17 protein-coding genes are annotated in these 24,510 nt (G+C 40.3%); 10 read left to right on the top strand and 7 right to left on the bottom strand.

All coding sequences use genetic code 11. From position 1 onward, the window contains the following. Positions 1-1,087 (top strand): hypothetical protein (locus K2X50_07885; GenBank protein MBX9587165.1); only part of this gene is annotated, 1,087 nt, incomplete at its 5' end. A gap of 239 nt (positions 1,088-1,326) precedes the next feature. On the opposite strand, the gene K2X50_07880 is transcribed toward K2X50_07885, so the two are convergent. Beyond that, positions 1,327-3,801, bottom strand: coding sequence for a hypothetical protein (locus K2X50_07880; protein ID MBX9587164.1), 2,475 nt, complete (start codon positions 3,799-3,801; stop codon positions 1,327-1,329). Positions 3,802-4,009: 208 nt separating this feature from the next. On the opposite strand from K2X50_07880, the gene K2X50_07875 reads away from it, so the two are divergent. Both K2X50_07875 and K2X50_07870 read left to right on the top strand, forming a co-directional pair. After that, positions 4,010-7,648, top strand: coding sequence for a hypothetical protein (locus K2X50_07875; GenBank protein MBX9587163.1), 3,639 nt, complete (start codon positions 4,010-4,012; stop codon positions 7,646-7,648). A gap of 158 nt (positions 7,649-7,806) precedes the next feature. Next, the gene (locus tag K2X50_07870; protein MBX9587162.1) at positions 7,807-8,139 is read left to right on the top strand and encodes an HU family DNA-binding protein; all 333 of its coding nucleotides are present in this window, start codon (positions 7,807-7,809) and stop codon (positions 8,137-8,139) included. 21 nt (positions 8,140-8,160) lie between these two features. On the opposite strand, the gene dcd is transcribed toward K2X50_07870, so the two are convergent. The 3 genes from dcd to K2X50_07855 form a co-directional block, all read right to left on the bottom strand. Beyond that, a complete protein-coding gene (gene dcd / locus K2X50_07865; protein ID MBX9587161.1) occupies positions 8,161-8,727 on the bottom strand; it encodes a dCTP deaminase in 567 nt (188 codons plus the stop codon). 13 nt (positions 8,728-8,740) lie between these two features. Continuing rightward, positions 8,741-9,535, bottom strand: a complete 795-nt coding sequence (apbC, locus tag K2X50_07860; GenBank protein MBX9587160.1) for an iron-sulfur cluster carrier protein ApbC — start codon at positions 9,533-9,535, stop codon at positions 8,741-8,743. 126 nt (positions 9,536-9,661) lie between these two features. Beyond that, positions 9,662-10,138 (bottom strand): response regulator, encoded by a 477-nt coding sequence (locus K2X50_07855; protein MBX9587159.1) that lies wholly within the window; start codon positions 10,136-10,138, stop codon positions 9,662-9,664. Positions 10,139-10,368: 230 nt separating this feature from the next. Between K2X50_07855 and metG the strand changes: the two genes are divergently transcribed. The 3 genes from metG to nth are packed head-to-tail and all read left to right on the top strand — an operon-like array spanning position 10,369 to position 13,291. Further along, the gene (metG, locus tag K2X50_07850) at positions 10,369-12,024 is read left to right on the top strand and encodes a methionine--tRNA ligase (GenBank protein MBX9587158.1); all 1,656 of its coding nucleotides are present in this window, start codon (positions 10,369-10,371) and stop codon (positions 12,022-12,024) included. Beyond that, positions 12,021-12,659: an RnfABCDGE type electron transport complex subunit B gene (locus tag K2X50_07845; protein ID MBX9587157.1), complete on the top strand. Its 639-nt coding sequence runs from the start codon at positions 12,021-12,023 to the stop codon at positions 12,657-12,659. Before metG ends, K2X50_07845 begins: the two co-directional genes overlap by 4 nt. Beyond that, positions 12,659-13,291: an endonuclease III gene (gene nth, locus K2X50_07840; GenBank protein MBX9587156.1), complete on the top strand. Its 633-nt coding sequence runs from the start codon at positions 12,659-12,661 to the stop codon at positions 13,289-13,291. Before K2X50_07845 ends, nth begins: the two co-directional genes overlap by 1 nt. Before the next feature lie 11 nt (positions 13,292-13,302). Here the strand turns inward: nth and K2X50_07835 are convergent, their stop codons facing one another. Next, positions 13,303-15,021, bottom strand: a complete 1,719-nt coding sequence (locus tag K2X50_07835; protein MBX9587155.1) for an ankyrin repeat domain-containing protein — start codon at positions 15,019-15,021, stop codon at positions 13,303-13,305. Between the two features lie 279 nt (positions 15,022-15,300). Here K2X50_07835 and K2X50_07830 point away from each other — a divergent pair, with 279 nt between their 5' ends. Continuing rightward, positions 15,301-16,890, top strand: a complete 1,590-nt coding sequence (locus K2X50_07830) for a hypothetical protein (protein ID MBX9587154.1) — start codon at positions 15,301-15,303, stop codon at positions 16,888-16,890. Positions 16,891-16,947: 57 nt separating this feature from the next. On the opposite strand, the gene K2X50_07825 is transcribed toward K2X50_07830, so the two are convergent. Next, positions 16,948-19,104, bottom strand: a complete 2,157-nt coding sequence (locus K2X50_07825) for a hypothetical protein (protein MBX9587153.1) — start codon at positions 19,102-19,104, stop codon at positions 16,948-16,950. A gap of 297 nt (positions 19,105-19,401) precedes the next feature. Between K2X50_07825 and K2X50_07820 the strand changes: the two genes are divergently transcribed. Beyond that, positions 19,402-21,180, top strand: coding sequence for an ankyrin repeat domain-containing protein (locus K2X50_07820; protein MBX9587152.1), 1,779 nt, complete (start codon positions 19,402-19,404; stop codon positions 21,178-21,180). 83 nt (positions 21,181-21,263) lie between these two features. On the opposite strand, the gene K2X50_07815 is transcribed toward K2X50_07820, so the two are convergent. Continuing rightward, positions 21,264-22,652, bottom strand: a complete 1,389-nt coding sequence (locus K2X50_07815; protein ID MBX9587151.1) for an LbtU family siderophore porin — start codon at positions 22,650-22,652, stop codon at positions 21,264-21,266. A 182-nt stretch (positions 22,653-22,834) separates the two neighbouring features. Here K2X50_07815 and pyrC point away from each other — a divergent pair, with 182 nt between their 5' ends. Both pyrC and rnt read left to right on the top strand, forming a co-directional pair. Then, positions 22,835-23,869, top strand: coding sequence for a dihydroorotase (gene pyrC, locus K2X50_07810; GenBank protein ID MBX9587150.1), 1,035 nt, complete (start codon positions 22,835-22,837; stop codon positions 23,867-23,869). Then, the gene (gene rnt, locus K2X50_07805; protein MBX9587149.1) at positions 23,866-24,504 is read left to right on the top strand and encodes a ribonuclease T; all 639 of its coding nucleotides are present in this window, start codon (positions 23,866-23,868) and stop codon (positions 24,502-24,504) included. The genes pyrC and rnt overlap by 4 nt, the downstream gene beginning before the upstream one ends. The last annotated feature ends 6 nt before the right edge of the window (positions 24,505-24,510 follow it).

Here is a 24,510-nt window from a genome sequence, read left to right as displayed (position 1 = left end):
AGATAAACATTTACAGTTAACAACGGATACCTTCTTTTATAATTGGTGGCGGCAACCTGCGATGCACGGCTTGCCAGGTATAGCCGAACGATCTTCTTTAGAGCTGTATTGTGCACATCCAAATGACGCACCAAAAACAGTCATTGTATTGGGCTCTGGCTTAGCAATTCTCTGGTTGGCAAGACATTTCCCTCTCACCAAATTCCTTGCATTAAAGCGCAAAAGTGATCAATTCCCCGAAACACCTCGAATTCGACTTAGAGACCTGACTAATCTAACCGCTCTGAATGTTGATGACGTTCAGTATAGCGTAATAACCCCCACTAAATTATTAGTAAAGAACCTTAAAACCGGTGAGGAGTTCGAAGGAGATTTTTACAAGGCAATTGGATTTACAACATTCCCAGATACACTGAAAGTTATTCCAAGTACCCATAAAATAGAATTAAATACTGATATGGTGGGCAAATGGAATGCGCCTCAAGTAATACCAGAAGGCGCATTATTAGAAAGCTTGATGCGCTGGCACACCTTAACGCAAACAATTGATTGGGTATTTGAGCCGCTTGCCTACCATGATGACTCTGGATTCCCGGAAATCATGAGCAGAGAGATGAGAAAAATTGGCATTGAATTAAAAGTAGCTTTTTTCAATGCATTAAGTGAAATTATACAGAACTTACAAGATTTTTCTGAGGCGACAAATGTAGGAGAAATTTTTCTTCAAGCATTTGATATTCAGAAACCTACCGATGAAGAAAAGCAACGATTTAGTAACAAATTGAATGAATTATTGAACAGATATCATCCTAAGCCTACCTCAGCACCTCTTGAATCAAAATTTTGGAAAAATGTAGATAGAACACCGAAAAGAAGTTATTCAACAACAGGGCAGATAGAGATTAAAAATCGAGATCCAAAACTAGAACTTATAGAGAAATTACTAGAAAAATGGTGGCATTGGAGCCCCGAAGGTGATATCAGAAATTTCCTCTCTGAGCCAACCAAAACAAACTTCCGCCAAGGAAATGAATTGTTAAAAAGTTTAGAACAAACGCCTGAGCTGCAGAAGGTTTCCAAATACTAGATATTGATTCAAGATAGATAGAAAATACTCCACGACTTATGGTAATGCTAATTGCTAAAAAATATTTTGGCTACAAGCTTTCTGAGATTTTACAAGCGATGTCAATGCATAGTCAAAAAACTGTAGCTAGCAATATTGCGCGACTAGAAAAACTAATGGCAATAGATTCTTCTCTGGTGGATACGCGAGACAGAATACTAAATTTATTACAATAGCCAACGGGAGACACGACCCCTTCGTTACTCTAAAACCGGGGCGTCGGTAGTACTGAGGATTGCCTTAAGCTCTTCGCATAGCACTTCATAGAATTCTTGAGTATCGGCCTCTAACATAACATCCTCAATAGTCTCACCTTGATGATCAGGAAATTCAGTTAGACAATCTACGTCCATTAATTTTTCTTGAAGCGTGGCTTTTACGACATTTTCAAAATGAATACGATAGGCAGGATGTAGAATGGCTCTATTGGCGAGTATTCTTAATGGAATTTGTTGTTGAAACTCGAGCGCAGTCGGCGAAAAATGTAATACTTTCACCAGCCAGATCGCTAGCTTAACTGCCCCACCATCCATCGCATGATGCAACAAGGTATTCTGTTCATTATCTACCCGAGAGAAAAAAGCCATAACATCGATCTTATAAGATTGACAGAGCAAATACAGTTGATAAACAAATTCAGTATGGCCAAAACGGGCAGCGGTATGAGCAATCGTTTCTTGATCATGATTGATCACAAGAAGATCCTGAGGACTAAAATGTCTTTCTAAAAGTCTGCGAAATTTTATTGGATCGCCATGTTTGGCAGAATAGAATAAAGCAGTATTACCATCCCCATCACAATCTTTAATAGAAACGTGTGCTGGTTCTTGTTGAACGATGTAGTCAATGAGATCAAGCAAACCCGCTTCTGCTGCAACATGATAAACGGATTTATTTAAAGGCGTCGCTCCAGGTCTTGGTTCGCATCGATAACGATCCGACAAAGTACCCCAACCCGATCTTAGAGCAAAATCGAGAATTTCGGGATCACCACTTAAAATCGCTGCATAGAAAAAAGAGTTTTCGGTGTGCTTCTCTGCTAGGGTATCTAATGAATAAAGCTTGATAAGTGTTAGAGCCAATGATTTATTTCTACTGCGAATAGCAGCAAGTGCTACAAGGCGCTGATGTTGAGGCGTACCATAGGGATCGGCGCCGAGTTTGCGCAAAACAGGAAAGAGTTTCCAAAAACCCTTATTTGCCGCGATCAAAGCTAGGTTAGATCTTTCTGGAATAATTCCTAATTGGCTGACTTTTACCGGATCAATTCCTCGTTCAGTTAACCACAAAATCATCTCCAATTGTTCAAATTCCACCGCGGGATGAAGTAGAGAGAACGCCCGATTTTTGTCTGTATAAGTTAATTGATAGCCAAATAATTCAACAAGTTTTTGCAGCAGCTCTTTATTTCCCGTTATCACAGCGAGAGCAGGCAAAAGATATTGAGGATCTTGTTCAATAGTAAACTCAATACTTTGTAACCAGGCAATACCAAGCGCTGTGTGTTCACCCAAAAATAAATAATGCGCAACGCCATAGCCATTCTCATCTTGTAATTTTTTTGCATCTTCACCATGCACTGCTTTCACCTGCTCCAGTAATCCCATTAGAATAGCAATTTGCCATGGGTCTACGCCCCATCGGAAGATTTGTTTGAATAATCGTTTATGTTTGGAAAGCGCAACAACTACTCGTTTTGGATGGAAATGATAGCTCTGAAAGTCGGGATGCTGCCGAGTATAAGCATCTAAGAAATTAAGATGAGCAAAGCTCCAGTTCCAAAACCCTTCAGAATTATAGGCTCGATTCAATGCTTTGCAACTCAACTGCATACTAAACCATTCCGCCGGTCTTAACTGTCTAGCAACACACTGCTGTGCATCTCTCGTTAAATGTATGAGTTGCTTTACTTCGCCTGGGAAGTTCTGCTGATGTTGTAATTGATGCGCAAATGACTTCAATCCAAAAGTATTGAAGAAATAACAACTAAATGCCTCTCGATATCTTTTTAAACTGGCGGTGTTTAGATCTCTAAGATAAGTGAGAACACCTAATTTTTTTGTTTCGTCCTTTGACAATAAAGCACAATTGAGTGCTTGATTAAAAACAGCAATGACCGAGTTCAGATCTCTTAAGCTGCACTCCATAAAAAGATCCATGCCACAAGCTTGCGCAGCATTTTTTGCCTCTTCTGTTAGAACAACCGAATCTGGTGAGGGCGGAATAGTGTCATCTTTTACCCCAACGAGTACCACAGGTACCTTAGGCATTTCGCTCTTAATTTCAGGATACCACTTATGGAGTGCATTTTTAAAAGACTCTCTGGAGTTAACATGAAATACCAGCAGGATGATATCTGTTTGTGGATAATTCAGACGACGGAGATTTTGATGTTCTTCCTGACCAGAACTGGTGCACAACTGATATTGTACTCTGCACCCAGATACCGTTTTTTCTACAGGACAATCGTTGAAAAATGAAGGAATGAAAGCGAAATCTGTTTTTTGCGCCGCATAAATGGATAATAAAAAGTCTTTGAGGGTGGTCGATCCTTTATCATTCTCTATTTTGATAAGATCACCCATCACAATCAATTTTTCATGCAATGGGTTGAGGTTGGGCTTGGCTTGATTTGATACTGCCGACGCTCCGCTACTGCTACTCACTTTTTTCATTGTTACCCTCCTTACCCTTTAATCTCGGGTAAGTTTATCAAATTCAACTAAGTAATACAATGGTTATTGCCCATTTTCTTAGGGTATCTCGCATTAAACATGATTATTTAATATTTCTAACCCGGCAAAAACCCCTTAAAACTTGTAAACTGAGGAATTTGTACTATATTTAAAATAGAGAAACCGTGAGAGTAAAAGAGGGCTTTTTATGAAAAAGAGACAGAGCGTTAAAGATGCGGCTGCCATAGCGGCTTCTGAGCTGAACGAAATAAACGAGCTCAATCGGGATCAAAGACGCAAAGCGAGTAAAGATCTACAACAAAAGATAGCTCAGGTGGACCCCCATTTATACGGCCATATTAAACAGTTCGTTAACCAATATGCCTTTGCCATACTAGAGAAGGGCGGAACAAGTGCTCTAGAATTGATAGACTACACCCTTGCCATTGACGACTATATAAAAAAAAACAAAGATAAACCATCTCAAGCTGAAGCACGAGCATTAGTTAATCAAGCCATTTATCTTGAAGCCAGAGACATGTTTGAATCTCATGATCTAATTGCCCAGCCCCCAGAAAATGGGGCCAGACTTGCGGACACCAAGGCCTGTGGTGATGAAGTAATTGAAGCCTTTGATATCGTACACCGTAATTTGCAACCATTTCGAGATGAAAGAGACGAACGGCAGCTTAAGAGAGATCTGGCTCATATAGATCAAGCCATCGAAAAAGCCAACATGTCTAATAATGAAGATGCAATCTCCGAGCAGCAAGAAAAAAAGAAAGACCTAATGCCTTTACTTAAAAAAATATCGAAAACAAAATTAGAAGCTGAGGACTTTCATAAACATCTTACTAATCTGGGCGATAGTTTACATCAACATATACAGAATCATAATCGCCTTCCTGAGCAAACAATTTCAAGCAGTTCTGAGGTAAATAATACGAGCTCCACCACGGAAACCCACGAACCACTAACACAAGCCCAGATAGATGTTGCTGCCATGCCAGAAGACGAGGCTATGGTTAAAGCTATTTTAGGGGAAGAACTCCATCTTGAAGAACTTCTAAAAGGTTTAGAAGTAGACGCGCAAGCAGATAGCGCAGCTGAAGAACTGAAACAAATTCTCGAAGACATAAACAAACCACCGGGAGAAGAATCAGAAAGAGCTCCCAAAAAAGAAACCCCCATCGAACAGCTCCTGGATGAACCGAAATTAACTGAAGATGAAGAAGCTTACATTAAAGAAAGTGTAAGACTTGGTCATTTAAATAATGAGCTAGACAAAGGTGTTAACAATTTCTTAAGGGAACTTTATCAACCCGACGAAGGTAATGCTCCCGATTTTTTCACGCAGTTTGAAAAACACTTTCTCTCCCTAGGCGAGAAAATTGATCAGGCTAATTTCGGATTTACTCATCAAGAGGTTAAAGAAACTTTCGATCGATTAAAAGCATTTACTGCTGAGGTCAAAAAAATAAATAGCACTATCATGGATCCCTTCGCTAAAGCAGCGGCCATAGCTGATTTGATTCAAGCAACCCCCACGCTATATCGGGATGCTGCTAATGTAGTGATTTACACCAGTGATCTTATGGCGCACTTCAAAGAGCAATCCACTGCCTTCACGAATCCTCAAACAGGAATGGGGCATCCACTTGAACATTACACTGTAAAATTTAGTCAATTGCTCACAAAATATCAATTGCACTTAAAAAATTACGAGGGATTAGGTCATCATTTAGGGGCAAAAGAAAAAGCCTCTAAATTGAATGAACGTTATAGCAAAATCGCCCTCGATTTTAATAGAGAAACAACGGTATCGACAACCCGACTTATTGAAGATTACAGAAAATTAGCAGACCTACATGTTAAGGATGCTGCGGTAAAAACCAAAACAGTTTCCTCAAAAGAAATTAACGACCATTTCAAAATAGCCCGCGATCAACTATTTTTGTTTATTAGCGGAAAAATGCCGACAGAAAATAAAGCAAACCTTGTTGAACTAATGGAAAACGTATTATGGCTCTACGAGGCAAAACTTCATGGGGGTACAAGTTTAGAAAACAAGGAAATTATTCTGAAAAACATACCTTTGCTTTTGGGTTTTTGCCAAATAGCCGATCCGAAGCATGTGAACGAACGGTTAATGGATACTTTGAGATCTACCATAATCGCAATGAGAGATCCACAAGCAAAAAACCCCCTCGATTTCAAAGACGATGAAAAGCAACGCAAAGATTTTATTGCTTTAACTAACAAAGTGATGGCTGTTATTGACGAAACTAGTATCAGGGCAAATAAACAAGGCTTACAGAATATAGCCGCTAGCTTCGAGGAAATTGATTTTAAGGCAGGCCTCCCAAATACTGAAGATAAAGGCAAGGAAGCAGCCCATGAAGTAGCTGCTACTACTCCAAAAGCAGAGATAGAATTTGCTGATTTGAGCGCCCAGTTTCAAGAATTATCTGAATTAAAAGAACCCGTACAAGCAGAGCCGGCTAAGCCTGAGGCACCAGAAGCACCTTCAGAACCTGAAATTTCTATGATTGATGTTGAAAAATATGTTGAAGAAAATAAAGCCATGCAGGCAGAAATTACCGCTGCAAAAGAAGCCGCTCCAGTTGTTCAGGTAGCACCACCAATGGCACCAGTAGAGCCTGAGCCCTCTGCTGTGCAAAAGACAGCATCTGTAGCACAAAAAGCACCGACCAAAGAAATTCCTCCTGAAATTGCCGAATTTAAAAAGAATTTAGGTACTGAAGGAAGTGTGATGTACCATCTTCGATTTGGTTATCGTACCGCCGAGGCTAATATGAAGCCCGCCGAATATATCGAGCATCTTAAAGTCTGCGAACCTGAATTATATAAATTAAGCGAAGCCCGTGCACAGCGACAAATTCAAGGTAAACAAACAGACACTCCTCAGAGCAATAGAGCAGAATATCGCGAGGCGATGCGAAATTTTAGATCCGAGGGAAAATTTGGACCCATCATCGCACTGGTGGGTACCGGTTTAGGTGCTGTATCAAATGATTTAAAAACTTTTGCAACGAGAATAACAAATCCAGGGTTATATCGACAACAACGCGATGAAGCACAACTACGCGCACAAATAATGGCCGTATCTAGCGAACTTGTAAAACGTGTGTCTCAACCCGAAACGATTCCAGGGACTTGGCAATTACGAGTCGAATTGACCAGACCTCTGCACCAAAGCATACAAGCTGATCTTAATAAAGTAGGAAAACCTGGCACAGATATGAATGCGCTACGACAAAAGTATTCCGGTTCTACCACTGAAGTATTGAAAGAATTATTAGAAAAATCTAATGATCAACAAGCGGCAAAAAGGGAACTACAAGCTAAAAATAAACAATTGAATACTGTTCTTGAAAGAGAAGATCTTAGTCCGAAATCTCGTGAAATCTTTGAAGCAAAACAAAAAAAGATTGAGGCAAATATTCAAAAAATAGATGGAGCCCATCAACAAGAAAGCAAAGCTACGAATATTGTCATAATTGTGCAAATTGACACACAGTTAAAATCTGTTATGCAACAATTGCATCAAGCTGGCATCGAACCAATAACAACAAAGTGGCCACTCTCTCGTATCAAAGAGCATGAGCAAAGGACACCACTTGCAACTTTATCGTTTTCCTGCAAAGAACAAAAAATTGAGGATCTAGCTGCAAAACTTGCACAAATTAGACACCCAGTATCAACTGAGAGGATCAAAGGTAATCCAGTATTTAAGGACAATTACAGCCAAGCCTTAGAAAAAGTTCAAGCTTCAAGAGATCAAGGCCAATCCACCAACACCTCAAAAATAACGATAAATAAATGAGAAAGGGGGCAAATCTAAGATTGCTACATTCTTAAATAACAGCTTAGATAATGGCAAAGTGCTAGTTAGAGAATGCAGCAATCTTAGATTTGATCCCTTTTAATTGACGCCGGGGACATTCATGCTATGATACCGATCAAGAACTTTTCGGCCAAAATATAAAGGGGACAACCGTGGTTAAATCTCAGCTTGCCATTAAAATTTCTGACAGATTACAGCATCTGCCTATGAAAGCGATCGAGATGTGCGTACACCAGACGATTGATATGCTCAGTGATGCTCTTAGCAATGGGCGACGTATAGAAATTCGTGGTTTTGGCAGTCTGAAATTAAATTATCGAGCGCCTCGAAACGCCCACAACCCCAAAACCGGCGAGAAAGTTGCCACAATAGCAAAATTCACCCCCGCGTTTAAACCTGGAAAAGATCTTCGAGATCGCGTGAATGCGCAATATGGCCAGCCGATGATCGCTGAAACTTTAGATGACTAACAGCAGCAATTACTGACTACACTAAGCCAGCGGAAGTGTGACGCCGATCTGCCCCATGTATTTTCCTGCTCGATCGCGGTAAGACGCTGCGCAAACTTCGTCTGATTCTAAAAATAACACCTGAGCCACACCTTCATTTGCATAAATTTTTGCGGGCAACGGTGTTGTGTTTGAAAACTCGAGCGTCACATGCCCTTCCCATTCAGGTTCCAAAGGTGTGACATTGACAATAATTCCACAACGAGCATAGGTCGATTTACCTAAGCAAATTGTCAGAACATTACGTGGAATACGAAAATATTCGACTGTACGCGCCAAAACAAAAGAGTTGGGCGGAATAATGCAAGTATCAGAATCAAAATCAACAAAACTGTTTTCATCAAAATTTTTAGGGTCTACGATAGCAGAATTAATATTCGTGAACACTTTAAATTCAGTAGAACACCGAACATCGTAACCATAACTCGATGTCCCGTAAGAAATGATCTTGTTGCCTGCAATTTCACGAACTTGAGCCGGTTCAAACGGTTCAATCATGTTGTGCTCGTCCACCATCCGGCGGATCCAGTTATCAGATTTAATAGACATAGTGTTCCTTATTTCATTCAACGACGATGTCGGGAAATTTACCGGCATAACTCTTCGGTTGCAAGACTAACTGTTCAAGCATTTTTACTGCAATTTCCTTGTATCGATTTGCGATAGGACTGTCAGGTGCGGCAACCACCGTCGGAGATCCACCATCTGCGTCTTCACGAATTTGTTTATCTAATGGTAGCGACCCTAACATTATAACATCCGTCGCAGCAGCCAGTTGCTCACCGCCCCCTTTCCCAAAAACAGCTTCTTCGTGGCCACAGGCTGTACACACGTGAGTCGCCATATTTTCGATAATTCCCAAAACAGGAATGCTCAGTTTACGAAACATTTCCAAACCTTTACGCGCATCGAGTAATGCTAAATCCTGCGGCGTAGTCACAATCACAGCGCCAGCAACCGGAATTTTTTGCGCCATAGTTAACTGAATATCACCCGTTCCAGGCGGTAAATCGACGATCAAAAAATCCAACGCAGACCATTGAGTATCAAACAATAATTGCTGTAACGCTTTACTCACCATAGGCCCACGCCAGACCATCGGTGTATTCACATCGACTAAATATCCCATAGACATCGATTCAAGACCATGACGCACAACAGGCGTCAAGGCTTTTCCTGATTCATAGTGTGGAGTTTCATTGGCCCCTAACATTAGCGGTTGACTAGGACCATAAATATCAGCGTCGAGAATTCCTACGCTGGCCCCAAATGATGATAGCGCCAACGCTAAATTGACAGCCGTTGTAGATTTGCCCACCCCCCCTTTTCCAGAGGCCACAGCAATGATATTTTTTATTTGAGGAAGAGGTTTCAAACCAGGACGAACAGACCGAGACTCAATATTATAATTTACCATCTATAGATCACACCACTAGTAATGCCTTGTGCTAACCCTACGTGATCAAAATGATCGAGTCAATGGCTATTTTGCAACCACTCTAGCAAGCAATCGATCAAGCTTACTGCAGAGCTCGGTGGGAGAAACTGGCTTGAGCAAAAAGTCTGTCATGCCAGCCTCAAGGCAGGCCTGTAGCTTTGTAGGAACCAAATGAGCAGTAAACGCTATAATGGGGACATTACGATTAGGGTTGTCTGTGGTACGAATACAATGAGCCACATCAATTCCACACATGCCTGGCAGACCAATATCCATCAGAATCACTTGAAAATGCTCTTTTGCGATGATCTGCAAAGCAGTTTCACCATCAGAAGATATTTCAAGCGAATAACCCCGTCCTTCCAGCAACACTTTGCAATACTTTTGGGAAAGCGGTTCATCTTCAACCAACAAGATACGACAATTATCGTCATTGACGACACTGGTGCCTTTCTTGATAATCAAATCTTGATCATCAGAACTCTCAGAAAAGATGTTGAGATAGTCAAACGTCTCCAACATGCAACATTGCCTTCTTATTAATTCATTAGCAGAACTGACAGAAATAACATTAAGTATTAGACACGATCAATAGACAATATCTGCAATGCTTGTACTAGATTTGAGATAATATTGGCACAAAGGGGTCAAATCTTGACAAATAGACAAATAAAGAAATAGACATTTAGCTGACGTGCATGCCTGAGCCCATGCTGTTATACTGGGCAAATTTGATAATATGAGTGATCTTCATGAGTAAACAACGACAACTCCTCGTTACTGTAGCCTTACCTTATGCCAATGGCCCTACACATTTGGGGCACTTGATCGAACACATCCAGGCCGATATCTGGGTACGACTCCAGCGATCGTTAGGCAACGATGTGGTTTTTATTTGCGGAGATGACGCGCATGGCACGCCCATCATGATCAGCGCTGAAAAACAAAACATCACTCCGGATCAGTTGGTTGCGCAAATTCATGACGTGAGAAAGCAAGACCTCAAAGACTTTCAAGTTCATTACGATAATTACTACACCACCCACTCACCTGAAAATAAAGCGCTTTCTGAAATGATTTATCAACGACTCATGGATAATGGCGACATCGAATCCAAAACCATTTCTCAACTTTTTGACCCCGCAAAAAAAATGTTTTTGCCTGATCGTTATGTGAAAGGAGAATGCCCAAAGTGTGGAGCAAATGATCAGTACGGAGATAATTGCGAAGTCTGTGGCGCAACGTATTCCACCACTGACCTTAAAAATCCGACGTCAATTTTATCCGGCGAAAAACCTATTGAAAAAGAATCTGTGCATTATTTTTTCAAACTTGCCAATCATCAGGATTTATTAGAAAAATGGCTCAAAGCAGGACATCTACAAAGTGCTGTGAGCAATAAATTAATGGAGTGGTTTTCTCAAGGGCTTTCTCCTTGGGATATTTCTCGTGATGAACCTTATTTTGGTTTTGAAATTCCTAATGCCCCCGGAAAGTATTTTTATGTGTGGCTGGATGCGCCCATTGGTTACATGGCAAGTTTTGTGAATCTCAGCAAAAAAAGAAACAATCTTGATTTCGATCATTACTGGGTTGATGAAAAAGCAACAGAGTTGTATCACTTTGTTGGCAAAGATATTGTGTATTTTCACGCATTATTTTGGCCGGCGATGCTGCACGGCAGTGGCCACCGCATGCCAACCAACGTTTTTGCACATGGTTACCTCACGATCAATGGCGCAAAAATGTCTAAATCGCGCGGCACCTTTATTACAGCTCAACAATATAGCCAACATTTAGATTCTGATTATTTACGCTATTATTTCGCCGCAAAACTGAATAACGGAATCGATGACATTGATTTCAATTTCATTGATTTTGCACAACGCGTGAATTCAGATCTTGTTGGTAAGGTTGTGAATATTGCGAGTCGCTGCGCAGGATTCATCACAAAAAATTTCGAAGGGAAATTAGCAGAGAAATTCGAAAGCGACGATTTATTTAATCATGCAATTCAACAAGCCGATAAAATTGCAGATCTAATTGTGCAACGCGAATATAATCAAGCAGTCAAAGAAATAATGGCGCTTGCAGATTCAGCTAATGCGTATATCGCAGAACAAGCACCTTGGGATCTTGCAAAAAAACCAGGACAAGAAAGCCGTGTACAAGCGGTGTGCACACTCGGACTCAATTTATTCAAAGTGATTATGACGTATCTTCATCCCATAGTTCCGTCATTAGCCACCAAATCAGCTGAATTTTTAAATTGCCCAGAACTCACTTGGCAAAACGTAAAAACACCCTTATTGGATCATAGGATCAACACTTTTACACCGTTACTCACTCGCATCGACGCTGAAAAAGTGTCTTCGTATTTTACCGAGCAACCTACCGTTAACGCATGAACAAAGTCACTATTACAACCATTGATGCTGTTTTACCACAAACCCAATGTGGATTGTGTAGTTACGGTGCTTGCCAACCGTATGCTAAAGCACTCATCGAAAATAATGCGCCCATTAATCTTTGCCCACCGGGCGGCGTTGAAACACTCAAAAAACTTGGCGAATTATTACAACAAGACCCCACTGCGCATATTGAAGAAATGCAAAAAAAAACAAAATTACCGACACGCGCAGTCATTCGAGAAGATGAATGCATTGGCTGTACTAAATGTATTCAAGTTTGTCCTGTTGATGCCATCATTGGCGCTTCCAAACAAATGCACACAATTATAACGGACGAATGCACGGGTTGCGATTTATGCCTTGCTCCCTGCCCCATGGATTGCATCGATATGAAACCCATTATGATAGAAGACCCTGTGACAATAAAAATGCAGGCGAATCGTGCGAGAGAACGTTATCATGCGCGACAAAAACGCTTAGGGCTTAGCAAGCACGAATCAGAAAACAATGACATCTCTTCCGTGCAAAATACACAACAAGTTGACTCTGTCGATGCCCGCAGACTTTCTATCGCAGAAGCTGTTGCCCGTGCCGCAGCAAAACGTCAGCAACTCAACACAACGAAATCATGATGAATACAGTTAAACGCACTCAAATTTTTTCACGTTTTCAAGAAAATAATCCTCAACCTACCACTGAATTAATATACTCAACACCTTTCGAATTACTGGTCGCTGTCATGCTATCAGCACAAGCAACAGATATCGGTGTTAATAAAGCGACACCCGCTCTTTTTAAAAAAGCCAATACACCTAAAAAAATGCGCGCGCTGGGAGAGGAAGGACTCAGAGAAATGATTAAAACCATTAATCTCTACAAAACAAAGGCCAAACACATTATTCAAACATGCGAGTTATTAATCCAAGAACACAACAGCGTTGTACCCTCAACACGTGAAGAATTAGAAAAATTTCCGGGCGTTGGTCGTAAAACAGCGAACGTCGTGCTCAGCGCAGCTTTTGGTCAACACACTATTGCTGTAGACACGCACATTTTTAGAGTTTCAAACCGCACGGGATTAGCAAAGGGCAAAACCCCTTTAGAAGTTGAACTTGGTTTAGAAAAATCAGTGCCAAAACAATATTTGCAAAATACACATCATTGGTTGGTTTTGCATGGTCGTTACGTGTGCAAGGCACGAACACCGCTTTGCACTAAGTGCTTAATTAAAGATTTGTGCGAATATCCTGATAAAACAGAATAAGATGCGCACAATTACTTTTTAGTTGGGGCAATTAATGCTGAACTTGGAAAATATTTTTCTGCTTTAAAAGCTTCCATTACGACTCTAACGTTGTTACCAGGAGCACCATTTATATTACTGTCAATGAGTTCAACCCCATATTTTACAACGAGAGCACTGATAGTACTCCAATAAGATTCTTTTAGCATAGCTAAACTAGCCAATTTATTAAAAACCTTTAAACCTCTCTTATCTGTTGAGAATAGATCTATGCCACAGTTCTCATCTTCTACAATCATGCAAATTAAATTTGCGTCGTTAGATTTAGCTGCGGAATGTAAGACCGTTTCACCTTTATTATTTTTTGCGCATTTTCCCTTCATCATTATTCGGCCTGTTTCGCTTAGCATTAATAGTTTTAAAAACCACACGGAACCAGATGCAGCAGCAGTATGGGCGACTGTGTTTCCTTCTTGATCTTTTTGTAGAGCGTTCTCAAAAAATGGAAGAAGAAATGTATACATATTGTAATGCCCGCCTTTACCAGCATAATGGAGTGATGATCTTCCTTTACCGTCAACTGCAAGCACACCATTTTTGGGTCTAGGATCTTTTAAAACTTCTTTTAGTAAAGATAAATGGCCGAATTTAACTAAAAGATGTTCTACTGTGGCTTCATTTTTAAATCGATCAGTCAGAGACACTAAACCACTATTAATAAAGTGCCAAAATATCTCAGCGCGCCCACCCTCAATGACATGCATAAATAGCGTTTTAGCATCTAAGTGGTATTGTTTCATAAGGGAAAGCCCTAGCTCCAATTTCCCTGTCCTTAAAGCATTACCTGCAATACAAAGAGCCAATTTTTGAATAGTTGCGTCGTCTAAATAGCCACTCAATGGATGTTCTTCTTCCGAGAATCGATCATATAGTTTCCAGTGTGCGTAGGTGGAAGCTACAACGGCCAAGTGGAGTCCAATATAAGGACTAACGCCTTCTGTGATTAAAAAATCGATCATTTCTTCATGACCACCTTTTACTGCGGACGTGAGTAGAGTTTCATCAACGAATTCTCCAGCTCTTTTAGGATACACTTTTCTCAAATCATACTTATGCGTCTCTTTGAGGTACTTGAGAATAGGGATACTCCCACCTAATGCCGCTTGATGCGCAATAGCGTCGATGTGATGTAAAAATACTTCTGGCCAACGCACATAAAAATCTATCAAACATTCTAATTGATCGCCTACTGCATAGTAAGAAGCTATACAATGATTACCACTGTCTATAGAGGCTGTAATTTTATCACCAAGAATTTCTTCTACTGCACTTTTTTTGCCACAAATGGCTGCAAACTTTGGTGCAGCTCTAAGATCGTTTCTGATGAAAGAAGTTAATACGGGTAATGCCGAATTGAGCACTTTAGCAAGATGTTTAAAATCAATTTTAAATTTATTGAAGTTGTCATCGAGTTCTATTGCGTCATGAAGATAAGCAAATGCATCATTATTTAATTCTGATTGGACATTTCGTAAAAACAATCGAAACAGCGCCCCCTGGCTTTTAACCCAAAGACTTGTGCATGATCTGGATAGGCTCACAGCGTCTTTAATCGTTGATAATTGTATCATGTGACTATGAACGTCTCTGCCAAGCACAATAAAAGGGTTGTAAGCGTTATCCGGAGTAATTGAGATAACAGAAGTTTGTTCTGCTGCTGATTTATCTTGGCTGGAACCAGTTTTTTTCATAAAGGACCTCTATAGACATGGCAATATTAGCCAATATATCATAAAAAACGACCTATTTCAACCGGGTCCAATGGAATCTTTTTTATGGATTGACAGCACCTCATATCTCTGGGGAAAAGCCTTGCAGCTGGGCATCCTAGGCTTTTATCAGACGTTATTTGAGCTATCCTGAGTAAACTAATCAATGATTAAGACCGGTCTTCCAAAGCCTAGGCTCCAGGTACAAATCAGGAAAATGTACTATAATTAGATTAGAGATTCATAGAGAGGAGAGAAATCATGTCAACAGAGAAGTCAGAGAATGAATTAAAAAAAGAGGCTGGTGCGCTGATTGCTAAAACTGGCAAAAACCTTGAGAGATTGATTAAATCGCTAGGAGAAGGTTATCGAGTTGGCGGACAAGACTCATTAGCACAATTAAAGGTGCAGCTAGAACAGTTTGAAAGATGGCAAAATGATGCGAACATAAATGCCTCAATGTATACAGAAGCATTAGATAAGCTCTATAAAACAATTAATAGAGCTATACAAAATCCTGAATTTAAAGAATCACAATCGTTTTCCGCTCGACTATCTAGAAGAGCAACCACAATGCTTCAACGACAACAAAAAGTGATGGGACAAGTCTCTAAACAAGAATCGGAAGCTAAAGAAGTTGAGTCTGAACAAGCAGCAAAAGTGGGTGAACAAGCCGCTAAACAAGAATCGGAAGCAAATGAAGTTGAGTCTGAACAAGTAGCACAAGTAGACGATAGTGATGATGATGTCATTATTCTACCCAGAGAAAAAGAAGATTCTGTTGAACAAGAAGAAGAAAGTGATGAGGATGTCGTATTTTTAGACCCTAAGACCGGTGAAGAACTGAAAGCAAAAAATAATGATCAAACAAGTGGTCAAGAAACCAATATACAAGAGAACGATGTCGAGGAAGAACAATTTGAAAGCGAAAGTGAAACTGACAATGAGATGCTAAATAAGTTGGCAGCAATTAAAGAGACGATGCCAAAGATAGAAGTGGTAATGAGAGGCGAAAATGGTCCTCACAATGATGAATCAGAACAGACAGAAGAAGAAAATGTTGAAGTATTACGGGAAAGATTAAAAGCTGTTCAAGATGGACAATCAAGAAATGAAGCCCTCATGGCTGGCGTCGAAAACATCGATGAATTAGAAGAAATGACTAAAAAGATGGGTGAGGCACAAGGTCTGAAAGCACAACTCGATGAAACAGAGCCTGGAGTTGAACAGAAAGAAGATGAAACCGAGGGGGTGACGAATACAACGGGTGTGAGAGAAGAAGCAAAAAGTGATAAAGGTAAAGAAGAGATTGGAAGTGGACAAACTGTAGAAATTCAATCACCAAGTGAAACAGTAACAAAATCCAATGTTACACAATCGTTTGTGAGCATTATCAAGAAAGCAGATAATATAGTGACTGCAGGAGCGCGAGTACAGGATCAGATTGCAGAACTGCGAAGCGATATTAACGTTATAAAAAATCAGCCTGAATTCCAACAATATCAAAAAGAGCTTGCTCAAGAAAGACGTGAGAACATGCAGAATGCTTTGAAAGAAAATTTTCCTACAACTTATAAAGAACCCAAACAAACGGAAATCAACACTAGTCAACCTAAACTAGATTCAGATCAAAAAGCGGCATATAAAGCAATATCGAAACTCGACACACTACTTGAGAGAGTAGAAAAAAGTAAAATTGGAATAGTTAAGAGCATTCTAAAAGGGCAAGTGAGAAAACATTTAGAGGCAATGAATGCGAATCCACTAAAAGATAGCATACAAAAAGTTGGGGGGTTAAAAACAGAAAAAACTCAGGAAGCTGATGTCCGCCCACAATCATTTAAGAAATAGTGAAGAGTTTGAATTAAATTCAAATTCTTCACTACCTTTCGATTTTTCATCATAATATTAATATTCTAATCTCGCATCTCGTTGTGCTGACAACTGCTCTATCTTACCCTGAACATCTTGTTGTGCTGTATGATCTTGAAGACTGTTTTTTTGATGCGCTTCCATATCACCAAGCGCAGGAACAACTTTGACTGCATCTTCAAATGCTTTGTCCTGTTTATCACTTTGACTTCGGACGTTAAGCTTTGTTTGACCATCCTCAGCTTTCGACAAATGAACGCAGGCATCTTCTGTTTTGATCACGCATTGATCTTGAAATTCAATTACTGTTGCACCTGTTTCAGAAGCTGCCGTTATAGCTTCTTTTAAAATATTTTGAAAATCTCCGGCTAAGTCGTTCAATTTTATTTCAAATGCCGGGGGACCACTCTCAGCTAACACAGCCAATCCTGTCATTTTAGCAACGGATTCTGCAAAATCATCTGTTTCTGAGTATTCTTGTTTTTTTTCTGATGCCGCGTCTCCTGATGTTCTTTTTGAAAGCATTGCTCCAGTTAGGGTGCTCGTTGGTGCTTGAACGGCCACACTAGTTGGTGCAGTAACATTACGAATTTCAGGTGCTCTTGCATTTACAGAACCATGATGTTTAGCAGCATCACGCTTAATTTTTGTCGCCAAAAGAAAATTAGGCTTCGTCTCTGCAAGCTCATTTTTCAAACTTGCCAGCTGAGCAATAAATTTATCAGGATGATATTTTCCTTCCTTCATTTGCTTATCAAGCTGATTTCTTACCCCCTCTAATTCAAATAGATACCCCTCATGTACGCGGCCTTTTTTCTCTTTAATTCTATGGCCATTACGAATCATTTCATCAATATCCTTCAACATACCCCTAGCTTCTACAATTTTTATTTTAGGCTCTAGACTTTGAAATTGAACAACCAACGGATGATCAATATCCTTGGCTAACTTGTTCAAATATCTCTGCTCAGCGCGTCCACGAACGACTAATACCGTTAATAACTCTTGGGCGGTTGAAGAGCGAGGATCTTGATCGAGCAGTATTCCAACCTGCTCAACATAGTTCTTACCATTTAATTTACCATGCAATTCAGGATCGGTTCTTGCTATATCCACTAATATAGATCGCGACATTTCTATTGATTTCATTATGGTGGCAAGTTGAGCCGCTCCTGACAACCGAGTTTCATTTGCTGTGCAAAAATAACCACCACGAAGATCTTGCATATAATCGTGTTCTTTAATTACATTAGCTAATGTAGCATTATCATTTCCTGGCACAAACACACTTTCATAATTTTTCATGAGGTGCATTGCGAAAGCTATTCCACCAGCGCGATCCAAACCATCGGTACAATGGATGGTAAGTGGATTTCCTTGACCCAATGTATCAGCATAAACAGTTGCGAGTGTTTCTAGATCTCCTGAGTCAAGATGTTGCTCATCAAATTTACTCACATTTGCATGTATAACTCTGACATTAATAAGCTCACCGTTATTGCTTTGAACTACTTGCATATCTTGAAATTCGTGTATGTTAGGCGACAACTTCTTTTTCTCGCCACTACCTAATTCCTCATACGCTTCTGCATTTTCATGTCGCCCATCTTCACGTTGGGGCCCCAACACAAGAACTGTAATGGTTTTATTGGGTGAATCTTCCTGAATAGCTTCAAAACAAGCATTTCGGTAATTCCGCCCGCCTCCTTCAATTGCACCCCCCCTAATAATATCTGCGATTTGAGCTTTTCCATTAGCTTGTCTATCATCAATTCTTCCGTGCTCCCTCTCATATTCCCCCACTGCATGTTGCCCTATTCTTAAAAATGGTTGTAAAGGCGCTGGTTGGACATACAATCCATTCCCAAAATTAGTTAGACCCACTATTTTTGTAGTAGCCATAGGTGTTTCGAATCGGTATCCACCAAAACGCACTTGATTCTTGTAGGGTCTGCCATCGATAACAAGTGCCACTGGCTTAACTGGCGCCCCATTGATATCCGTTAGATTCTTTTTAGTCCTAAGATCATAGGTAAGCACATCAGCCATAGGAACAGAATCCTTCATTTCTGACTGTTGATTATTAGGTAATTTCTGAGCGAGTGAATCTAACCCTGCCCCGACCTGACTTAATCCCTTAGCATCGAGCCTTCTAGCACCTTTTCGCACAGCCGCTGATTCTGACTTTTTCATAAATCATGCTCCAGTAAACCCCTATATTTAACAGTATAGTACAAAATTAGCCATTTTACCTGGAAGTGCTATAAACCTAGGCTCTGCGGCTGGGGTCGGGGTTAAAGCTCAGACCCTTCAAAAATAGGGTATTCAGCTGCTTCCGAAAACCTGCAATGCACGGTAAACCTTTGCTACACTGCAGTCTTCAGGTTAAGCCTCAAATTCAGACGAACCAGCTACTCAAAGCAAATACAGCTTGAATAATATGAGAAATTGGGGTATATTGGCAACTTTTACCCATTTAAGGCGATAGAAATGCACGAACAGCATCTATTAGATCCTAGCTCACCTGCCAAAGCTGACTCTCAAAATAAAGAAGAAGCCAACCAAGCAAATAGTGCTTACGGCCTTATTAATCAGGGTAGAGATATCCAAGAGTATATTTGTGGCTTCCTCTCCATGAGAGAAACAGTGAATTGGGGAATGGGGTGTACGACACTTTGGCAAAGAGCCCAGCCAATCTTATTAAAAAAACTACTCCAATTGAAACTCACCTCTCGTGTCATTGATGGCTTTGATTATTTGCTGGACGTGATAGAGCTCAGCCCAATTTTTCAGCATTACCGATTAAATTATCAAGAGCTCGCGACAATACTCAGCAACGCCAAACCTCTCATCGACATTCTTTTTAAAAATGATCCAAATTGTGAATGGAAAATTATCGCTCTCTGCGGCAAAGAATATCTCGTCGAAGAATTATTAGGCGATACTATCACAACGACAGTGGATTCTTACGGGCGAGGCCCTTTACATTATTATACGATAGCTCGACGAATCGATTGCGTAAAACGTCACCTAGCGCGTCATTTCCCCCCTAAAGGTGAACGTTATACTGCAGAAGAAATTGAACGTTTTGATCCTCATCATAAATTACCTACTCTCGCTGCTTTAGTGGGTGACAACGAAGCGTTAGAATATTATCGTGATATTGGTTATGACCTGACAAAAGTGTACTCCCATAAATCTCGAGTCGCCAACGAAGAAACCCTTCTAACCTACGCTCATTTTGGCGGGCATAACGACACCGTTGATTTTCTTTTAGCAGTTGGAGTAGACCCCGCAGTTGGTCCACATCCCGCTATTATGTCCTCAGAAAATGGGCACTGGGATTTATGGAAACGAGAAGATCATTCGCTACCCGAGTCTCACGAAGAATTACTCATGATTGCAAAACATGCCTGCAAAATGGGAAACTATCCAGTCGCTCTGGAGCTAAATTCAAATCATAATATTGCATGTGAAGATCTTGTAGAAAGTGTAATTTCAGGCGGACATTCCGACATTTTTTGGCAATTTCTGAAAGAAGATATATTTACACTCGACCAACGTTTTAATAATGGTGAAACTGTTCTTCATCTACTCGCTAGAGCGGGACATTTAAATTTAATTCGCGAAGTGTTAAAAACACCCGAAGGTAGCAAACTGCTTTACGAACTTGATGACGACGGTCGTTGCGTTTTACATCATGCAGCCATTGGTGGACACTATCATGTTTACGATTTTTTATTTAAACATCATTACCTAGATAAAGAAGTGCCTAGAGATGCCCAAGGATTAACTGCCGCACATTGGGCTGCTCAATCAGATTGCCCCTGGTTTTTAAGACGTTTACAGCGGGATAATCCTGACCTGCTTTCTCTTCGCACTTTCGACAATAGTACCGTGTTGCACTATGCTGCAGTTCCAAACAATCCTCAATTATTGATCATGTTGACTGAAGAATTCAAAACAGATTGGCTCACTACAAACGATAATAATCAAGCCCTATTTGAAGTATTATTAATGTTCGCCAATGCAGACGAACAACAAGCTAATTTAAATTATTCTTCATATCTCGCATCGAAAACAATCACCGCATGGAACACGTTGGCAATAATGCTCGAAAAATACCCTCAGGCACTTGATCAACCAACCTCAGAAGGCGATTCAATTAGAGACATTCTCGAAGCGTACAGAAAAGACGAAACTTTCCCAGGTTATTTATTTGAAAAAGTTCTCAGCGCATCACAAGATAACATCGTTGAATTAAAATAATTTAAAATTATCAGAAAAAAATTTCGCGCTTATTATTACTCACTCCACTGCCACAGCAGCAGTGGAGTAATGCAATTTTCTAATTAGAAATAAACACCAATTTGCGCAAGGAATAAGTTACGATGTCCACCACCTTGCGGTCCAGGAGCAGTTACAGCAGGTCCTCCAGCGGTTGGAACTAAACCAGCTGAGGTGTCGTGACCGTGATAATTTTCGTCATGGCGATATTCAAAACTTTCGATTGTGTTTTTCCATAATGAAATGTTGAACGTTCCGATGTAACTATCTTTAGGTAAGTTAAGCGCCAAAGCGTCATGTGAACGATCATATGCTGCAGCGACAGCAGCAGGAAATGCACCAAGATCAAATCGATAGTTTGCCTCAACATGCAAAGCTGTTGGGCGCGCACCATGATCATTAAAATTCATATCACCCGTCACAAAATGGCGTGTTGCTGCAATATATTCGGCAGCGAACCCCAAAGATTGGTAGCCCAATTCAGTATGCAAATCATAAGCTGGAACACGATGTTTCAGTTTTTCTGTTTGGCGACTCACTCCAAAACCGGTGAATTCATCACGATCAAAAAAACCAGTTCTCTGTATACCCGTTGAATCTGCGACGTTGGCAATATAACCAGCACCAGCCTCTGCAGAAATATCATTGCAAGAATAGCGATAACCTGCGTTCGCACCCCACTGGTTGATTCCTGTGCTGTCCACATCACTATCGCCCCGGAAACCGTAAACGGAACCGTAAAATCCTTCGTAATTCACACCCAATAAAGCAGCACGAGTATTGGTTTGGCCCAAAGCGGTAGTAAGAGCCGTCGTGACCGCACTGGTCGCATAGCGTCCAAAGGGCACATACATTTGGCCTAAAGAAAAATAAACAGGGGAATAATCTAAATTACCAATTGTGAGGAAAGCGCGCTCCAAAAATATTCTAGAATTTCCTAATCTAAATCCTGAACCTTGTAGCAGCTCATCAACTCCAGCATTGTCATAATTAAAGGAAATATAGCCCATCGCCCACTCACTCGCATGAGCGAACACATCAAACCGGGTATTCGTTAAATTGATATCATGTCGAGAAGATCGGTTATAGGACTGCGCCCAATAGGCCTGCCCCACCACATCACCACTGAGCTCAATCACTGGATGGTCTACATAAGGAAGTCGTTGATTTTTCAGTTGTTTAGCGAGTTTTTGTTGCTCTTGTAAAAAGCGTAGATCTTCATTCATTGAAGATAAATTAACAATTAAATCACTGGCATTATAAGCTGACCGAATCCCGATATACGGTGAAGTCGTTACTGTATCACCACGCGTGAACACAGTGGAATCTTCGGTTGTAGTTGTATTTGCTTTGAATGATTTGACCTTAGAATTATGCTGACCTTCGTCTGCTAATGCCATTCCAGAAGAAAATGCTATACCCAGACTCGCGAAACCTAATATTAAACTTTTCATCCTATAAACTCCTGTTGAAGTGACTCACAAAGAATCTCAGAGTATAATTAAAAATAAACTTGTTTACTATACTGTAGTTATGTAAACCTAGATTCTGCAGTTGGAATCTACTACGAGACCCTAATGCAGTATCTAGGTTAAAGACATATCTGTTGTCTACTATTTTTATGAAGAAGTGAGCAATGAACACATTATCCATGGTAATGCCTGATGATTTTCACATCCATTTACGCGATGGTGATTTGCTCGCCACAACGGTTCCTCACTGCGCTGACTACTGCGCGCGAGCAATCGTCATGCCAAATTTAAAACCTCCAGTCACCAACACAGAACTCGCTCAACAATACCGCCAACGAATCTTGGATCAATTGCCTGCAAACGAATCCTTTCAACCTCTGATGACACTTTATCTCACTGAAAACACAACCCCTGACGACATCATATCAGCAAAAAATTCTGGCATTATTTCCGGAATAAAATATTACCCCGCTGGAGCAACAACGCATTCGCTAGCTGGGATTCGTGACTGGAAAAAAATATCACACATCTTAGAAACAATGCAGAATGTTAATTTACCCTTATTAATTCATGGCGAAGTGACAGACCCACAAACCGATATTTTTGATCGCGAAGCTTTATTTATTTCTAATGTGCTCGACCCTATTCATCGCGCATTTCCTGATTTAAGAATAGTGGTTGAACATATTTCTACGGAAGAAGCGGTTGATTTTGTCACAGCAGCATCTAGCAACATTGCTGCCACCATCACAATCCATCATTTATTATTGAACCGCAACGATCTTTTAGTTGCCGGTGTTCATCCACATCATTATTGCGCACCCATTTTAAAAAGAGCAAAACACCAGCAAGCACTCATTAAAGCAGCTATTAATAGTACTGGAAAATTTTTCATGGGCACTGACAGCGCCCCTCACAGTATTGAAACAAAAGAAACGCAATGCGGTTGTGCCGGAATTTATACTGCTCCCGTTGCCTTAACATTATATGCTTCACTATTCGAAGAAAATAATGCGCTCAACAAACTTGAAGGGTTTTGCAGTCATTTTGGCGCTCAATTTTATCAACTCCCTATTAACCAAAAAAAAATAATATTAGAAAAAAAGCCCTGGGTTGTTCCATCTTATTATGCATTTGGAAATAGCCGTGTAGTTCCTTTATTTGCAACTCAAACAATTAACTGGCGGATCAAAAAATGAAAAAAATAACCTTTAAAAATCGTTTCCGTGGATTTATTCCTGTTGTGGTTGATGTTGAAACCGGCGGTGTCAATCCTGAAACGGATGCTCTGCTGGAAATAGCCGCTGTTATGCTTAATATTGACGAAACAGGAATTTTATCACGACGAGAAACCATTCATTGTCATGTCGCTCCTTTTGAAGGCGCTCACCTCAATCCAAAAGCCTTAGAAATTAATCGCATCGACCCTTATCATCCTTTTCGATTAGCAAAATCTGAAGCAGCAGCATTAGAAGCACTATTCACACCCATTCAGGCTGCACTCAAAGAACATCGCTGTCATCGAGCTGTGTTAGTCGGTCACAACTCATGGTTTGATTTAGCGTTTATTAAACAGGCAATTAGTCGCGTTGGATTAAAAAATCACCCTTTTCACAATTTCACGAGTTTAGATACAGCAACACTCTCTGCACTTGTTTATGGCGAAACTGTTTTATCTAAATCATTAAATAAAGCGGGCGTGGAATTTAATTCTGAAGAAGCCCATTCTGCAATTTACGATGCAGAAAAAACCGCTGATTTATTTTGCATAATATTTAATCGTTGGCGGAACCTGAACATTTCTGAAAATGAAATCCCAGCAACTCCCGGTTAAGCCATT

This window comes from Gammaproteobacteria bacterium, assembly GCA_019748175.1.
In the GTDB taxonomy this organism is placed as follows: domain Bacteria; phylum Pseudomonadota; class Gammaproteobacteria; order JAIEPX01; family JAIEPX01; genus JAIEPX01.
Note: the sequence above shows the minus strand (reverse complement) of the source record. Positions and strands in the feature narration are given on the sequence as shown.

Excerpts from the sequence above, each read along its gene's own strand:
- rnt (MBX9587149.1), top strand. The coding sequence starts at position 23,866 with ATGAAAAAAATAACCTTTAAAAATCGTTTCCGTGGATTTATTCCTGTT.
- K2X50_07820 (MBX9587152.1), top strand. The coding sequence starts at position 19,402 with ATGCACGAACAGCATCTATTAGATCCTAGCTCACCTGCCAAAGCTGAC.
- K2X50_07875 (MBX9587163.1), top strand. The coding sequence starts at position 4,010 with ATGAAAAAGAGACAGAGCGTTAAAGATGCGGCTGCCATAGCGGCTTCT.
- dcd (MBX9587161.1), bottom strand. The coding sequence starts at position 8,727 with ATGTCTATTAAATCTGATAACTGGATCCGCCGGATGGTGGACGAGCAC.
- K2X50_07835 (MBX9587155.1), bottom strand. The coding sequence starts at position 15,021 with ATGAAAAAAACTGGTTCCAGCCAAGATAAATCAGCAGCAGAACAAACT.
- K2X50_07845 (MBX9587157.1), top strand. The coding sequence starts at position 12,021 with ATGAACAAAGTCACTATTACAACCATTGATGCTGTTTTACCACAAACC.
- K2X50_07825 (MBX9587153.1), bottom strand. The coding sequence starts at position 19,104 with ATGAAAAAGTCAGAATCAGCGGCTGTGCGAAAAGGTGCTAGAAGGCTC.
- K2X50_07855 (MBX9587159.1), bottom strand. The coding sequence starts at position 10,138 with ATGTTGGAGACGTTTGACTATCTCAACATCTTTTCTGAGAGTTCTGAT.
- metG (MBX9587158.1), top strand. The coding sequence starts at position 10,369 with ATGAGTAAACAACGACAACTCCTCGTTACTGTAGCCTTACCTTATGCC.
- nth (MBX9587156.1), top strand. The coding sequence starts at position 12,659 with ATGAATACAGTTAAACGCACTCAAATTTTTTCACGTTTTCAAGAAAAT.
- K2X50_07880 (MBX9587164.1), bottom strand. The coding sequence starts at position 3,801 with ATGAAAAAAGTGAGTAGCAGTAGCGGAGCGTCGGCAGTATCAAATCAA.
- K2X50_07830 (MBX9587154.1), top strand. The coding sequence starts at position 15,301 with ATGTCAACAGAGAAGTCAGAGAATGAATTAAAAAAAGAGGCTGGTGCG.
- pyrC (MBX9587150.1), top strand. The coding sequence starts at position 22,835 with ATGAACACATTATCCATGGTAATGCCTGATGATTTTCACATCCATTTA.
- K2X50_07815 (MBX9587151.1), bottom strand. The coding sequence starts at position 22,652 with ATGAAAAGTTTAATATTAGGTTTCGCGAGTCTGGGTATAGCATTTTCT.